The sequence below is a fragment of the Robertmurraya kyonggiensis genome (assembly GCF_005116465.1).
Taxonomy (GTDB): domain Bacteria; phylum Bacillota; class Bacilli; order Bacillales; family Cytobacillaceae; genus Robertmurraya; species Robertmurraya kyonggiensis.
This window is the reverse complement of record NZ_SWBM01000004.1, coordinates 284,112-299,767: the sequence shown is the minus strand read 5'-3', so window position 1 is coordinate 299,767 and position 15,656 is coordinate 284,112. Positions and strand designations below refer to the sequence as shown.

General features: G+C 39.2%; 15 protein-coding genes, 1 riboswitch and 1 other annotated feature. Of the genes, 9 read left to right on the top strand and 6 right to left on the bottom strand.

Going from position 1 to position 15,656, the window contains the following annotated elements; genetic code table 11:
- Positions 1 to 27: 27 nt before the first annotated feature.
- Positions 28 to 270 (top strand): DUF2584 domain-containing protein, encoded by a 243-nt coding sequence (locus FA727_RS17405; protein WP_136832838.1) that lies wholly within the window; start codon positions 28 to 30, stop codon positions 268 to 270.
- A 529-nt stretch (positions 271 to 799) separates the two neighbouring features.
- Here FA727_RS17405 and pckA read toward each other — a convergent pair.
- Complete coding sequence (pckA, locus tag FA727_RS17400; RefSeq protein WP_136832837.1) at positions 800 to 2,386, bottom strand: phosphoenolpyruvate carboxykinase (ATP); 1,587 nt, start codon at positions 2,384 to 2,386, stop codon at positions 800 to 802.
- A gap of 150 nt (positions 2,387 to 2,536) precedes the next feature.
- Between pckA and FA727_RS17395 the strand changes: the two genes are divergently transcribed.
- Together FA727_RS17395 and metK are read left to right on the top strand one after the other, a co-directional pair.
- Positions 2,537 to 2,920: a thiol-disulfide oxidoreductase DCC family protein gene (locus FA727_RS17395; protein ID WP_246041940.1), complete on the top strand. Its 384-nt coding sequence runs from the start codon at positions 2,537 to 2,539 to the stop codon at positions 2,918 to 2,920.
- A gap of 68 nt (positions 2,921 to 2,988) precedes the next feature.
- Positions 2,989 to 3,136, top strand: a riboswitch (SAM riboswitch).
- A 181-nt stretch (positions 3,137 to 3,317) separates the two neighbouring features.
- Complete coding sequence (metK, locus tag FA727_RS17390; protein ID WP_136832835.1) at positions 3,318 to 4,517, top strand: methionine adenosyltransferase; 1,200 nt, start codon at positions 3,318 to 3,320, stop codon at positions 4,515 to 4,517.
- A gap of 36 nt (positions 4,518 to 4,553) precedes the next feature.
- Here metK and FA727_RS17385 read toward each other — a convergent pair whose 3' ends face one another.
- Positions 4,554 to 5,069 (bottom strand): gamma carbonic anhydrase, encoded by a 516-nt coding sequence (locus FA727_RS17385; protein WP_136832834.1) that lies wholly within the window; start codon positions 5,067 to 5,069, stop codon positions 4,554 to 4,556.
- A 276-nt stretch (positions 5,070 to 5,345) separates the two neighbouring features.
- On the opposite strand from FA727_RS17385, the gene FA727_RS17380 reads away from it, so the two are divergent.
- Positions 5,346 to 6,149, top strand: a complete 804-nt coding sequence (locus tag FA727_RS17380; RefSeq protein ID WP_136832833.1) for an alpha/beta hydrolase — start codon at positions 5,346 to 5,348, stop codon at positions 6,147 to 6,149.
- 13 nt (positions 6,150 to 6,162) lie between these two features.
- Complete coding sequence (tbcS, locus tag FA727_RS17375) at positions 6,163 to 7,239, top strand: tetraprenyl-beta-curcumene synthase (RefSeq protein ID WP_136832832.1); 1,077 nt, start codon at positions 6,163 to 6,165, stop codon at positions 7,237 to 7,239.
- A gap of 35 nt (positions 7,240 to 7,274) precedes the next feature.
- Here the strand turns inward: tbcS and FA727_RS17370 are convergent, their stop codons facing one another.
- The 4 genes from FA727_RS17370 to mnmL all read right to left on the bottom strand — a co-directional run bounded on the left by FA727_RS17370 (position 7,275) and on the right by mnmL (position 10,365).
- Positions 7,275 to 8,075, bottom strand: coding sequence for a GNAT family N-acetyltransferase (locus FA727_RS17370; RefSeq protein WP_136832831.1), 801 nt, complete (start codon positions 8,073 to 8,075; stop codon positions 7,275 to 7,277).
- Positions 8,076 to 8,130: 55 nt separating this feature from the next.
- Complete coding sequence (locus FA727_RS17365) at positions 8,131 to 8,706, bottom strand: histidine phosphatase family protein (RefSeq protein ID WP_136832830.1); 576 nt, start codon at positions 8,704 to 8,706, stop codon at positions 8,131 to 8,133.
- Between the two features lie 127 nt (positions 8,707 to 8,833).
- Positions 8,834 to 9,406, bottom strand: a complete 573-nt coding sequence (mnmM, locus tag FA727_RS17360) for a tRNA 5-(aminomethyl)-2-thiouridylate-methyltransferase MnmM (RefSeq protein ID WP_136832829.1) — start codon at positions 9,404 to 9,406, stop codon at positions 8,834 to 8,836.
- On the bottom strand, positions 9,403 to 10,365 hold the full coding sequence (mnmL, locus tag FA727_RS17355; RefSeq protein WP_136832828.1) for a tRNA modification radical SAM protein MnmL/YtqA: 963 nt from the start codon (positions 10,363 to 10,365) through the stop codon (positions 9,403 to 9,405). Before mnmL ends, mnmM begins: the two co-directional genes overlap by 4 nt.
- A 172-nt stretch (positions 10,366 to 10,537) precedes the next feature.
- Here mnmL and FA727_RS17350 point away from each other — a divergent pair, with 172 nt between their 5' ends.
- The 4 genes from FA727_RS17350 (at position 10,538) to leuS (ending at position 15,231) form a co-directional block, all read left to right on the top strand.
- Positions 10,538 to 10,801 carry a YtzC family protein gene (locus FA727_RS17350; protein WP_136832827.1) on the top strand — a complete coding sequence of 88 codons (264 nt, stop codon included), beginning with the start codon at positions 10,538 to 10,540 and terminating at the stop codon, positions 10,799 to 10,801.
- Between the two features lie 15 nt (positions 10,802 to 10,816).
- Complete coding sequence (locus FA727_RS17345; protein WP_126409506.1) at positions 10,817 to 10,993, top strand: glycogen biosynthesis protein GlgD; 177 nt, start codon at positions 10,817 to 10,819, stop codon at positions 10,991 to 10,993.
- Positions 10,994 to 11,160: 167 nt separating this feature from the next.
- Positions 11,161 to 12,354 carry an MDR family MFS transporter gene (locus FA727_RS17340; RefSeq protein WP_136832826.1) on the top strand — a complete coding sequence of 398 codons (1,194 nt, stop codon included), beginning with the start codon at positions 11,161 to 11,163 and terminating at the stop codon, positions 12,352 to 12,354.
- Between the two features lie 136 nt (positions 12,355 to 12,490).
- Positions 12,491 to 12,711, top strand: a binding site (T-box leader).
- Between the two features lie 105 nt (positions 12,712 to 12,816).
- Positions 12,817 to 15,231, top strand: a complete 2,415-nt coding sequence (leuS, locus tag FA727_RS17335; RefSeq protein WP_136832825.1) for a leucine--tRNA ligase — start codon at positions 12,817 to 12,819, stop codon at positions 15,229 to 15,231.
- Positions 15,232 to 15,656 lie beyond the last annotated feature (425 nt).

Sequence of the window (15,656 nt, the reverse complement as noted above, 5' to 3'; positions counted from 1 at the left end):
TAGGAAGTTTTTAAAGGAGTGTTTAAAATGGGTATGCCTATGGAATTAAACACAATGATCGTCACAAAAGGAAAAGAAAAACGGTATAAGGATAATCTTTTTACTTTAGTGAAGGAGGGGTATCGTTTATATCCACTAGAAATTCCAATTGAAGTAAAGAGAACAATCGAAGGCGATCTGATCGGAATCGGTGAAATTCAAAAAGTGGAATGGGAGAACAAAAAGACAACGATCCATTATCAGTTGGTGTCTTTGAATTCTACGAATTAAAGAGTGCCATGCTTTCTCTAGGGATTTGATTGACAAAAGTTTCAGAAAAAGAGCAAAGCTGTCAGACAAAATAGGTTTGGTTGACAAGATGTAGCAGAAACGGAGCAAAGTTGTCTCCCAAAAGATAAATTGACTGAAAAAAGTAGTAGACCTAGAACATGTCTGTCAGCCAAAAGGCAAATGATTGACAGAATATCACAAAAACAGAACAGAGTTGTCATTCAAAATAGGAGACGCAAACAAAAAAGCTGTTTACCAAAGGTCGCACTAGACATGTAACCTTATGGTAAACAGCTTCTTTATTTTACACTGTTTTCTTATTGATTGTTTATTTTCTGACGAAAAAAACTTGTTGTTTTTTTCGTAAATGTCCTAAAGCCGACATTTACACCTCTTACGTGGATTAGTGCTACAAATTATTTTTGCACGGCACTTTTCGCTATCTATTAATGTTTTTAGAATGAATATTGCTATTCATATAATCAATTATTATCATAAGCCAACAATAATTGCGAAAAGAGCCTTATATTTACGCGATTGGACCACCTTTTTCGCGAATTGCTGTAGGAAGATTGGAGAATTTTTCGAAGTTCTCCTTGAACTTCGCCGCTAATTCCTTTGCTTTCTTTTCGTAGGAAGCTTGATCATTCCATGTCTTATTTGGTTGAAGAACAGCATCAGGAACACCTGGTACATGAAGTGGAATATGAAGACCAAAAATACTATCCTTCACCGTTTCCACATGATTCAATTCGCCTTCAAGAGCAGCTTGAATCATAGCACGAGTGTAACTTAGCTTCATGCGGCTTCCAACACCATATTCTCCACCAGTCCAGCCTGTGTTCACAAGGTAGACCTGTGAGTTGTGCTCATCAATTTTTTCCCCAAGCATTTCCGCATAACGTGTTGCAGGAAGCGGTAAGAAAGGAGAACCAAAGCAAGTTGAGAACGTCGCCTCTGGAGAGGTAATTCCACGCTCGGTTCCAGCTAACTTCGAAGTATAACCGCTTAAGAAATGATACATTGCTTGTTCCTTCGTTAGCTTCGAAATTGGAGGCAACACGCCAAAAGCATCAGCTGTTAAAAAGACAATCGTATTTGGATGACCAGCAATACTTGGGTCAACAATATTATCGATCGATTGAATTGTATAAGCAGCACGCGTATTTTCCGTTAATGTGCCATCATCATAATCGGCAACACGTGTTTCCTTGTTAAGAACAACATTTTCCAATACAGAACCGAAACGAATGGCATCAAAAATTTGTGGCTCCTTCTCTCGTGTAAGATTGATACACTTCGCATAGCAGCCACCTTCAATATTAAATACGCCATTTGAAGACCAACCATGCTCGTCGTCACCAATTAAACGGCGATGTGGATCAGCAGAAAGAGTGGTTTTCCCTGTACCAGACAAGCCAAAGAATAGTGCAACATCACCCTCAAGCCCGACGTTGGCTGAGCAGTGCATAGATAGAATCTGATTCTCAGGAAGTAAATAATTCATGACAGAGAAAATCGATTTTTTGATTTCTCCTGCGTATTCAGTACCACCAATTAAAACAGTGCGACGTTCAAAGGAAATAATGATAAATGTTTCTGACTTCGTGCCATCTACCTTCGGATCTGCTTTAAACTCTGGAGCAGAAATCACAGTAAATTGAGCTTCATGGTTTAACAATTCTTCCTCTGTTGGTCGAATGAACAATTGATGTGAAAAAAGATTATGCCAAGCATACTCATTGACTACTTGAATCGGAAGCTGAGTTTGTTTATCTGCTCCAGCAAATCCTTTGAACACAAAAACTTCTTCTTTATTTTTTAGATAGTGAATCACCTTATTATAGAGACGGTCAAAAGCATCCTTAGGGAATGGTTGATTGAGCGGGCCCCAATCGATCTTATCCTTTGAAGTACTTTCTTCCACGATGTATTTATCTTTAGGTGAGCGTCCAGTATACTTTCCTGTTGTTGCACAAACAGCGCCAGTGGAAGTTAAAACGCCTTCATTTCGTTTTAAAACTTTCTCTACCAATTGTGGAACAGACAGCTGAACGTGCACGTTATCCTGGTTTAATAATTCATTTAACTCGTTCGAGACACTAACTGAGTTCATCTGATGAAAACCTTCCTTCAGCATGATATTTTTACAACTCACGAATAGTATAACACATTTGTGATATTAATCTATACTAATAGCGAATTATTCGGAATATTAAATCATAAACAGAAAGTATGTTAAAATAAATTATAATTTCCTTTTAGGATGATGAAGATGAAAATAATTGCCTTATATGATGGGAAGTGTAGTCTTTGTCAAAGGACAAAGAGAACTTTTCAAAAGCTTGATTGGAATCAAAAAATGGAATGGCTTTCGCTACAAGAATATGAAGGAAGCCAATTCAGTGCGGTTGACCTAAGAAGGGAGCTTCATATTATTCTTCCAAATGGACATATTTTAAAAGGATTTGATGCGGTCAGAAAGCTCCTCTTAAAAAGTCCCCCGACATTGATAGTAGGATTGTTTTTATATATTCCGTTGATCCCTTTGATTGGACATCCGATTTATCGCTGGATTGCAAAGAATCGATATAAGTTTGGGGCAAAGACATGCACGGATGGAAGCTGTTCTATCGAAGAAAAAAATTGACAGAATTCATGCTTTTCTGTTGACACTTATGCATTGGTTCGATATGATCTAAATTTGAAACGGATACTCTCTTATCCCGAGTAGGTGGAGGGACAGGGCCCTATGAAACCCAGCAACCAGCTATTGTTTATCGACGAGGTGTGTAAGATAACAGCCTCTGTGACAAAAGCAAAGGTGCTAACCTGAAGCAAGGATTTAGTCCTTGAACGATAAGAGTGAAAGGCGAGATTTGTAAACTTCAACCTTTCCTCATTTTTAGGGAAGGTTTTTTTATATTTATCTCTGCTTTTATCAAATACTAATAATATCTCCATGTTTATTTCATACTACATAGGGAATGAGTACCGTATCAAAGTCGAGGGTTCCCTCGTCCATAATGATATGAGGAGGAAGTCAGATGTCAAGAAACGCGCGTTTGTTCACTTCTGAGTCAGTTACTGAAGGTCATCCGGATAAAATTTGTGACCAAATTTCTGACGCGATTTTAGATGCGATTTTAGCAAAGGATGCTAACGCTCGTGTTGCTGCTGAAACATCTGTAACTACAGGTCTTGTGTTAGTTGCAGGTGAGATCACTACATCTACATATGTGGATATTCCAAAAATTGTACGGGAAACGATTAAGGAAATTGGTTATAATCGTGCGAAGTATGGATTTGATTCGGAAACCTGTGCGGTGTTAACTTCTATTGATGAGCAGTCTGCTGATATTGCGATGGGAGTTGACCAAGCTTTAGAAGCACGTGAAGGTAGTATGACAGATGAAGAAATCGAAGCGATTGGAGCAGGAGACCAAGGTTTAATGTTCGGATTTGCATGTAATGAAACAAAGGAACTCATGCCTCTTCCAATTTCTTTAGCACATAAACTATCTCGTCGTCTAACAGAGGTTCGTAAAGAAGAAATTCTTCCGTACCTTCGTCCAGATGGTAAGACACAGGTAACAGTGGAGTATGATGAAAATAACAAACCTGTTCGCATTGATACGATTGTTATTTCAACTCAACATCATCCTGAAATCAGCTTAGAGCAAATTCAACGTAATCTTAAGGAACATGTCATCAATCCAGTTGTGCCTAAGGAATTAATTGATGAAAATACAAAGTATTTCATCAACCCAACAGGACGTTTTGTTATCGGTGGTCCTCAAGGGGATGCTGGTCTAACTGGTCGTAAAATTATTGTTGATACTTATGGTGGTTATGCACGTCATGGTGGCGGTGCATTCTCTGGTAAGGATCCAACAAAAGTGGACCGCTCTGCAGCATACGCAGCACGCTATGTAGCGAAGAATCTTGTAGCTGCTGGTCTGGCTGATAAGGTAGAAGTACAGCTTGCATACGCAATCGGTGTTGCTCAACCTGTTTCTATCTCTGTTGATACATTTGGAACTGGAAAAGTAGGAGAGGATGTTTTAGTTGAAGTTGTTCGGAATAACTTCGATTTGCGTCCAGCAGGCATTATCAAGATGCTTGATCTACGTCGTCCAATCTATAAGCAAACAGCTGCCTACGGACATTTCGGTCGTACGGATATCGAACTGCCATGGGAACGTACAGACAAAGCAGAAGTGCTTCGTGTAGAAGCGCAGAAATAGTATAAAGAAGAGGTGCGGGTTTAATCCGCACCTCTTCTATTTCTCCTGCAACGACTTATAATACTGCCCTTTTTCTGCATATTCTCGCGAGATTCTTTCCATGTCCTCAATGTCTTCCGCAGTGAGTTCTCTGACGACCTTCGCAGGTCTTCCAAAAGCAAGTGTGTTTGGCGGGATTTTTTTACCTTGTGGCACCAGACTTCCTGCCCCGATAAATGCCCCTTCACCAATCTCCGCTCCGTCTAGAATAATGGAACCCATCCCAATCAGTGCTTTTTTTCGAATGATACAGCTATGTAAAATAACTTGGTGACCAACGGTTACTTCGTCTTCTAAGATGAGTGGATTGTGGGGACTTTGGTGTAAAACACTATTATCTTGCACATTCACTTTTTTTCCAATGATCGTTGGAGCGACATCCCCTCTGATTACGGTATTAAACCAAATGCTGGATTCGTCTCCGATTTCAACATCTCCGGTAATCGTGACATAATCGGCAATGAAGGCAGTGGATGCAATATTAGGTGATTTGTTATGAAATGGATAAATCATGGGCAATCCCTCCTTGTGTAATATAATCCAATTTTACCGAAATTCACGTATGAAGTGTGAAATAACATTTAAAACACTGAGTTGAGCCTATTTTTATGGTAAAATGGGGTATATTTTATAGATAAAAAAGTATATTTTTGATATGAGAATTGTCTAGCGCAAGCAGCTATTGGGACTGATCACTAAGGATATTTTCTTAGAATGAACTTCGCAGGAATAATCAGTTTTTTCGAACGCGCTAACGGTTTTCTTATGGGCTTTGTAGGAGGAATGTTCATGTGGAAATGGGAACCTGATGGGGAGGCAAAAGGAGTCATAGTGATGGTGCACGGTGCATTAGAGCATCATCGCCGCTACGGTTGGTTAATTGAAATGTGGCGTACAGCTGGCTTTCAAGTAATAATGGGTGACCTGCCTGGGCATGGTCTCACTACAAGGTCTAGAAGAGGACATATCGATTCATTTGATGAGTACGTCACAGAAGTAAAGGAATGGGTTGAGACTGCTTACCAATTTGACTTACCCGTTTTTTTATTTGGACATAGTATGGGTGGATTGATTACAATCCGATTGCTTCAAGAAGAGAAATTTGATTTAGCTGGTGTTATTCTTTCTTCTCCTTGCTTAGATCTTGTTAAAAAACCAGCCAAAATTATCAATGGGCTTACACACATTTTAAATTTCGTTACTCCAGAGTTAAGAGTGAACCCAGGAATAACGGTTAATATCGCAACAAGAAATAAAGATGTTTTAGAAGCGGATTTGAATGACACACTGTATATAGATAAAGTAACCGTACGATGGTATCGTGAATTAGCTGATTCGATGAAGCTTGCATTTGAAGAGCTTGCGAAAACGAAAGACGTACCAATGCTGGTCATGCAAGGCGGAGACGATAAGATTGTTAATAAGCTGGCTGTCAAAGAATGGTTTAATCAATCTCCTTTATCTGAAAAAAGATACAAGGAATGGCCAAAGAGTTACCATGAAATTTTTAATGATCCTGAACGGGATGAAGTATTTGAATATGCGAAGGATTTTGTTTATAGTCAGTTAAAAGCAATTGGCTACATCGTGTGACGGAGGTTTTTTAATGACTATACCATCTGAACCACTTTCCCTTATGGCGAAAGTGTACAGAAAAATACTGCCAACCGCTCATAAGGAACTTGCTTACTGGAAGAAGAGAGCGGAAGAAATTCCAGATGAAGAGCTTAGGAGACAGGCGCTTGCCAGCATTGAAAGTAAAACCTTTCATTGTGAGGGTGGCTCAATCTTAGCTTTTATGGCTGGAGATCGTTATGACGAGGCAATTAAGTTTATTGTTGCCTATCAAACGATCAGTGACTATTTGGATAATCTTTGTGATAGGAGTACATCACTTGATCCAGATGATTTTTCCGCTTTACATGAGTCGATGGCAGTGGCATTAACGGTTGGAAAAGAGCATCAAGATTATTATCGTTATCGTTTAGAAAAAGAGGATGGCGGTTATTTATGCGAACTTGTTAAGACTTGTCAAAAAGTCTTGGAGAATAATCCGAACTATCATGTTATTAAGGAATATTTATTAGAGCTTTGTCAGTATTATTGTGATTTACAGATACATAAGCATGTGAAGGTGGACGAGCGGGTTCCGCGTTTGCAAAATTGGTTTCAAGAACATAAAGAGGATATCCCTGAGATGGAATGGTATGAATTTTCAGCTTGTTCAGGTTCAACCTTAGGAATATTTTGTTTAGCTTCTTACGGTATGAGCATTGATTTTGAAGAAGGACATGCAGAACAAATTCGAAAAGGGTATTTTCCTTATATTCAAGGCCTTCATATTTTATTGGATTATTTTATTGATCAGGAAGAAGATAAAATAGGTGGAGATTTGAATTTCTGTTTTTATTATAAAAATGAGCAGAGCTTATTTGAGCGGTTGAAGCACTTCGTAGAAGAAGCAGATAAACATACGGAAGGCCTTCCAAATCGCCGTTTTCATCAGTTGATCAATCGTGGATTAGTAGGGATTTATCTGTCAGATGAGAAGGTTCGGAATCAAAAAACGGTTCGTCTTTTAGCAAAAGAAATGATTCGTAGCAGCGGATTGATTAGTTTCTTTTTCTATATTAATGGACGAGCATATCGAAAGGTTCAGAAGTGGATACCATCAATGAGATAATTATAAAAAACGCATGGATGTTCAAGTCCATGCGTTTATTTTTTTATCCAGATTGATTTCGTATAACCTAGTTTAAAACCTGCCCTTTCCATATTATTTTGACTTGTGGAGCCGAATCTTGCTTGACTGACAAGTAAGTTGCACCCTTTTTGGGTAGCGTGATAAATTCGATGTTTAATTAAGGAGCTCTGAATTCCTTTATTTCTAAATTGCGGTGTTGTAGCGGCTGCTGCGAGAGTGGCTATATTATCTTTCATAAATAGGACCCCAATTCCAGCAGGTTCGTCGTCAATACAGCCAAGGTAAAATGTCCAGCCTTTTTTGTCATGAAGAATTTCATTATTTTGTGCTACTCCTTTTTTTAGAAAGGAAGGCATTTGGAACCCTTGTGTGTATATTTCCGCGAAGGTTTCGAATTCGTCCCTTTTTAATTCATGGATGGAGAGGTTTTTCTCTCCTTTAGCTTCATGACCTTTTGCGTAAAGAGTAGTATGAAAATCATTTTGATAAAATCCTATCTCCGACAAATATGTGAGGAATGTCGAAGAAACATGTCCAGGAGTTAGCTCGAATCGCAAAGGAATCTTTTTCCCGTTGTAAAAATCGATTATTTCATCTATGTATTTTTCATCACCGTCTTTTAATCCTTTTATAGTATTGAACGATGGCCCTGGAATATTTTTTACTGAAAAAGCTGTAGCGCTCCCAAAGGTTTGTATTTCTACCCCCATCGGATTGCCTGCTATCTCTTTTATGGCAGTAAGACGTGAGTGTAGACAATCTACCTCTGACCTTTCCAAAACATGTGCTAATTCTTTGTTCATTACCATATTCATTTTCACATCCTAAAGCAACGTTATTGGTATGATTATTCATTCAACGATTTCTAACTTAGCAACTGACTTTAGCCCATCCTGTCTCAAATTGGAAATCCTCTCTTGATAATTTTTCTCCTGAAATTAACTGACGATAAGAGGTTATAGTTCCGTCATGAGATACAATATACATTTTTTCTTTGTGTAAAGACTTACAGGCCGCAATAAATTCCTTCCCCACATTTATGAACTCATGTTCAGGCAAAATATTAATTCCATCTATCCATAAATCATGAGAAACGGTCATGTCCACTTCGAAATTTGGAAACTCTTTTTTGATGGTTGCAACAACGGGTAATGTATCGCAAGGTAATGTATTTTTATTTGGAAGTAAAGGAAACATGCGTGGAGAGACTAAAGGACTTACTATCTTACGACAGGCTATTTTCTCGCTCCATATTTGAGCGGTTTGAAGAGTTCTTCTGAGAGGACTTATAAAAATAACATCATTATGGCTTAAAGGGAATGTCTTCCTTAATAATTTTGCTTGCTCCATACCTTTGGATGTTAAAGAGGGATTTTCAATTTGAAAACTTTTCGGGATATCTAAAGTATGTTCTCCTTGACCATGCCGAATGAATAGTATGTCCACCTAATCATCATCCCTTAAAATTTACGTCTAATTTTAATTCGCTATCCAATTACAATTTCCCTCGCTAAAAACAAAAGAATTTACAAAAAATAGACCAAATCGCTAATATGATTTGGTCCATAAGGCTTTATCTTTTTTCAATCGCCACAATAAATGGAGGATTGTTTTCTTGATTTATGAATTGGTATTGAAGTACATGAACTCTTTTTTGATCGAGCTGTTGGACAAAAGGAACGACCTTGTCGCGCTCTACGGCTCCTTCTTCATGACCATGATAAATAACTAAAACAATGATGCCTTCTGGAGCTAGAATTTCAATCAATTGTTCGATGGCGGCAATGGTTGTGTTCGCTTGCGTCACAATCGATTTGTCACCACCAGGTAAATAACCTAAGTTGAAAATAGCCCCAGTTACTTTCCCATGCATGGAAGCAGGCACCGATGATAGAATTTCCTCATGACCTTTATGAAAAAGAGTTACCCTTTCTGCAAGATCCTGCTCAAGTAGCTTCTTCTCGGTACTAGTGATTGCTTCTGCTTGAATATCATAGCCAAATACATGTCCATGTTGTCCAACTAGTTTAGCCAGAAAAAGTGTATCATGACCGTTTCCAAGTGTTGCATCTACGACGATATCGCCTGGTTTGACAGCTTTTTGTAGCAGTGTTCGAGCAAAAGGTAGAATACCTTCTAACTTCATTGGTTTACCTCAACTTGATTGTAAAACTTACCTTGCCAGCTACCTCGGCGCTTCAACTCTGCGTCAATAGCGTTCAATACTTCCCATTTGTTAACACTCCACATTGGTCCAATCATTAAATCAATCGGTCCATCTCCAGTAATACGGTGAACAATCATTTCCGATGGGATGATTTCTAATTGATCGCAAACTAAGCTTACGTAATCTTCTTTAGTAAGAAACTCAAGAATACCCTTTTCATACTGTTTCACCATTGGTGTTCCTTTTAACAAGTGAAGGAGGTGAATTTTGATTCCTTGGACGTCTAGCTTAGCAACCTCACGAGCCGTTTCCATCATCATGTCATAGTTTTCTAAAGGCAAGCCATTAATGATGTGTGTACATACGCGAATTCCATGTTTGCGAAGCTTTTCAACACCCTGTACATAGCATTCAAAATCATGGGCACGATTAATTAAAAGAGCTGTTCGTTCATGAACCGTTTGGAGGCCGAGCTCTACCCAAAGATAAGTTCGTTCATTTAATTCAGCAAGGTACTCGACTACATCATCTGGCAGACAGTCTGGACGAGTCGCGATGGAAAGTCCAACGACACCTTCTTGTGATAAAACTTTTTCGAATTTTTCACGAAGCTCAGCCACAGGTGCATGAGTATTCGTAAAAGCTTGGAAATAGGCCATATATTTGCCGTCTTTCCATTTTTCGTGCATTTTGTCCTTAATTTCTTTAAATTGTACTTCTAAATCATCCACGCGATTCCCGGCAAAGTCACCAGAACCAGCAGCACTACAAAAAGTACATCCGCCGTGTGCAACAGTGCCGTCGCGGTTCGGACAATCAAAGCCGCCATCAAGGGCAACCTTAAATACTTTATGGCCAAATTGTTGGCGTAAATGGTAATTCCATGTATGATATCGTTTTTCATCTATAGCATATGGAAATGGGTTTGTCTGATTCAATTCAGTTTCCCCTCCTCTGAAATTCATAAGAAAAATTTTAACATGAAATGCGTAATTTTCATAATGGAGTATATTTGAAATTAAGGTGTAAGGAAAACTTGTTGTGAACAAACTAACAGGGAAGCATTGATTGCTTCATTTTCTCATGATAAATGTCGGGAGGTTAAAAGGGATGGCGACACGTCAATCAGTAGAAAACCTTCTTCAACAATGTGAGGATGCAATTCGTAACGCTCATGAACAATACCAGGAACATACGAGACAAGAAAATTACAATGAAGGTGAATTTACCGAAGCCATGCAGCAAATTGAGACGGCTTATAATGATTTAGCGAAAATGGCACACAGTTCGAATGGTCAGCAAAGAGAACAGCTCCATCGCATGCGACTTCAGCTGCAGCAGGTCCAAAATAATATGATTTTACACGAACATTAAGGAGAGGAATGCCTCGTGAAAAAACGGTCCAAACAAAATAATCCTGAACAAAAAACAAGAAATGGCATCAACAACCAGGATATTGAATTGGGTCAGGATTTCGATCAAGTAAAGCAAGCCAAAAAGAAATACGAGAAAAAAGGGCAACCGGTTAAATCAAAGTTTCATCCTGAGCCGGAGCAATCCCGATAAGTAGAAAAGAAGCTGTCCCAAAGGGTTTTCATGACCTTTTGCGGACAGCTTTTCTGTCTCTAAATCAACATCAAGATTTGTCAAAACTTATTCATTGAACTCCTTCTGAAAAAGGAATAAGATATAATCTTGAGACTTTGGAGAATTAACCGGAAAGGAGCGATGGTATGCCTCGTTCTCTCTGGCTTTTAATAATTGGGATGGCTGTTAATGTTACAGGATCTTCTTTTTTATGGCCATTAAATGCAATTTACATTCATGAACACTTAGGAAAGTCACTATCCGTTGCAGGATTTGTATTGATGCTGAATGCAGGAGCGTCAGTGATTGGAAATCTATTTGGTGGTAGTCTTTTTGATAAAATTGGAGGATATAAATCAATCCTTCTTGGAATTGGAATAACCGTTACTGCTCTAACAGGGTTAACGATATGGCACGATTGGTTACCATATGTTATTTTACTTACGATTATCGGATTCGGATCTGGGATTATCTTTCCTTCCATGTACGCGATGGCGGGTTCAGTTTGGAAGGAAGGGGGAAGAAAGGCTTTTAATGCCTTATATGTTGCACAAAACTTAGGTGTTGCGGTAGGGTCAACACTCGGTGGGATCGTTGCCTCTTTTTCATTTGAATGGATCTTTTTAGCGAATACACTCATGTATTTCATCTTCTTATTCATTGCCCTTTTTGGATATAGAAAAATTAAATCAGGTTCTCAAGTGCAGCCAACAGTTTTTTTAGAGAGACAACCAATTAAGGATTACACGAAGCTGTACGCAATACTCACACTATGTGTAGGCTATCTTTTATGTTGGGTCGGATATGTTCAATGGCAAGCGACGATTTCTACGTATACACAGGAGCTGAATATTTCTTTAAAGCAATATAGCTTTTTGTGGACTGTGAATGGTGCTTTAATTGTTTTAGGTCAGCCGATTTTAAATCGTGCATTAAAATCGTTCGAGAAAAACTTGAAGTTGCAAATGGTTATTGGAATGCTGATTTTTATTGGGTCATTTATGGTAGCTGCGAAAGCAGTAGCCTTCTCTGGCTTTATGACTGCAATGGTGATTTTAACTATCGGGGAAATGCTTGTATGGCCTGCTGTTCCAACAATTGCTTCTAAGCTTGCTCCAAAAGGGAGAGATGGCTTTTATCAAGGAATTGTAAATAGCACTGCCACAGGGGGAAGAATGATAGGGCCTGTACTCGGTGGTTTGTTAGTGGACTTATACGGAATGCCAATGCTGTTTACTGTACTGATTTTCTTAATGGGGATATCCATAGTGACGACTGTATTTTACGACAGAAAACTTAAGGTGACGTCACAGAAAGAGCCGGTCGTTTTTCGAAATTGATTCGATTTTTCCAGCATTCATGTATATTTTTCCGAAATTCTTGGAAAAAAGATTAACAAGGTAAGAACATTCTCGAAGAATTCGACATACACTTGCATATGTAACGTAAATTTAATACAATATTTTTAAATAAATTTAAATGACAGTGATAAGGAATAGTAATGGTGTAAGAAACCCGTATTAGAGAGTTGACGGCTGGTGAAAGTCAACCGGGACCATCATGAACTCGCCTTTGAGTCGCAAGTGCGAATTTTTAGTAGTGCTTGCCGTTGGCCGCGTTAAGGATGAATGAAGCGAGTGACATGGTCACTAATGTGGGTGGTACCGCGGGAGATATATAATCCTCTCGTCCCTTTTAGGGATGAGGGGTTTTTTTGTACAAAAAATTCTTGTAGTCGACTACAGCCTGTCTCGTCAGTACATATGGCAATATATTTTATCTATTTTTAGGAGGAACGAAAGATGAGCTTTCATCATCAAGAAATTGAAAAGAAGTGGCAAAACTTCTGGGAAAACAACAAAACATTCAAGACGAGCGAAGAAAAAGGGAAAAGAAAATTTTATGCCCTTGATATGTTCCCGTATCCATCAGGTGCCGGTCTTCACGTAGGTCACCCTGAAGGCTACACAGCAACTGATATTCTTTCAAGAATGAAGCGTGCTCAAGGCTATAATGTCCTGCATCCAATGGGGTGGGATGCATTCGGTCTTCCAGCAGAGCAATATGCTTTAGATACAGGAAATGACCCAGCAGATTTTACAAAGCATAATATTGAAACATTTAAGCGCCAAATTAAAGCGTTAGGCTTTTCTTATGATTGGGATCGTGAAGTGAATACAACAGATCCTGAATATTACAAGTGGACACAATGGATCTTTTTAAAGCTATATGAAAAAGGTCTTGCTTATATTGATGAAGTTGCGGTGAACTGGTGTCCAGCTCTTGGAACAGTTCTTGCAAATGAAGAAGTTATCGATGGAAAAAGTGAGCGCGGTGGACATCCAGTTGAGCGTCGTCCTATGAAACAATGGATGTTAAAAATTACGGCTTACGCTGACCGCTTACTTGAAGACTTAGAAGAATTAGATTGGCCAGATAGCTTAAAAGAAATGCAACGTAACTGGATTGGACGTTCTGAAGGTGCTGAAGTGACTTTCCAAATTGATGGTCATAATGAAACATTCACGGTGTTCACAACACGTCCGGATACATTATTTGGTGCTACTTACGCTGTTATTGCGCCTGAGCATGATTTAGTTAGTAAAATTACAACGGCTGACCAAAAAGTAGCGGTAGACACATACTTAGACCAAGTAAAAACAAAGAGTGATTTAGAGCGTACGGACTTAGCGAAGGATAAAACAGGTGTCTTTACTGGTGCATATGCGATTAATCCTGCTAATGGAGAAAAAATGCCAATCTGGATCGCCGATTATGTCCTTGCAAGTTACGGTACGGGTGCGATTATGGCAGTTCCAGCTCATGACGAACGTGACTACGAATTCGCACAAAAATTTGATTTACCAATTATTGAGGTTGTTGCTGGTGGCGATGTCACAAAAGAAGCTTATACTGGTGACGGAGAGCACGTAAATTCTGATTTCTTAAATGGTTTGAATAAAGAAGAAGCCATTGCAAAAATGATTTTCTGGCTTGAAGAAAAAGGCATTGGAACAAAGAAAGTAACCTACCGACTACGTGACTGGTTATTCAGCCGTCAGCGTTATTGGGGTGAGCCAATTCCAATTATTCATTGGGAAGATGGCACAATGTCAGAAGTCCCTGAAGAAGAGCTTCCATTAACGCTTCCTGTGACAAAAGAAATTAAGCCTTCTGGAACAGGTGAGTCTCCTTTAGCGAATATCGCTGACTGGGTTAATGTAGTAGATCCGAAAACAGGTAAAAAAGGTCGAAGAGAAACAAACACAATGCCACAATGGGCAGGTAGCTGCTGGTACTATTTACGTTATATTGATCCGAAGAACGATCAAGCATTAGCGGATAAAGAGAAATTAGCAGAATGGTTACCTGTTGATATTTATATTGGTGGGGCAGAACATGCGGTACTTCACCTTCTATATGCTCGTTTCTGGCATAAGGTTCTTTATGATATCGGTGTTGTTTCAACAAAAGAGCCGTTCCAAAAGCTATTCAACCAAGGGATGATCCTAGGTGAAGGTAATGAAAAAATGAGTAAGTCTAAGGGGAATGTTGTGAACCCTGACGATATCATCGAAAGCCATGGTGCAGATACGTTACGCCTTTATGAAATGTTCATGGGTCCATTAGATGCATCGATTGCATGGTCAACGAACGGTCTTGACGGCTCACGTCGTTTCTTAGATCGAATTTGGCGTTTGTTAGTGGAAGAGGATGGCAGTTTGAGTCCGAAGGTAAAAGATAGTGAAGATACCCTTTTAGAAAAGGTTTATCACCAAACTGTGAAAAAGGTTACTGAGGATTTTGAGGGATTACGCTTTAACACAGCGATTTCACAGCTTATGGTCTTCATTAATGAAGCTTACAAGGCAACAGTTTTACCAAAACGCTATGTGGAAGGCTTTGTGAAGATGCTTGCTCCAATCGCTCCTCATATTGCGGAAGAGCTTTGGTCGAAACTTGGTGGAACTGAAACGATTTCTTATGAAGCATGGCCAGCTTTTGATGAAGCGAAGCTTGTAGATGATGAAGTCGAGATTGTTGTCCAAATCAACGGCAAGGTAAAAGCGAAGTTGATGGTTCCAGCCGATGCGAACAGAGAAGCCCTTGAAGAGATTGCAATGGGTGATGTAACGGTGAAAGAGCAAATCGACGGAAAAACAGTACGAAAAGTAATTGCCGTTCCTGGAAAGCTTGTAAATATCGTAGCGAATTAATAAACCAGAAATGCAGTCCGATTGGGGCTGCATTTTTGTTTGGATGAATATGTCATAAGTACAAGATTTCTGTGGAGTTGAAAAAAGCTGTTTTCATGGGGAGCGTTCATGCGGACACTAATTGAGGTCGTGCTTGGATTAGTGTCTTCATGGACTCTTCATGCGGACACAAATTGTGTGCTGACTTGGATTAGTGTCTTCATGAGCACTTCATGCGGACACAAATTGTGTGCTTGCTTGGAATAGTGTCTTCATGAGCACTTCATGCGGACACAAATTGTGTGCTTGCTTGGAACAGTGTCTTCATGGACTCTAATTGTGGTCTGGCTTGGATTAGTGTCTTCATGAGCTCTTCATGCGGACACTAATTGCTGGTCGGCTTAGATTAGTGTCTTCATAAGCTTGTCATGCAGACAAGAATCTAT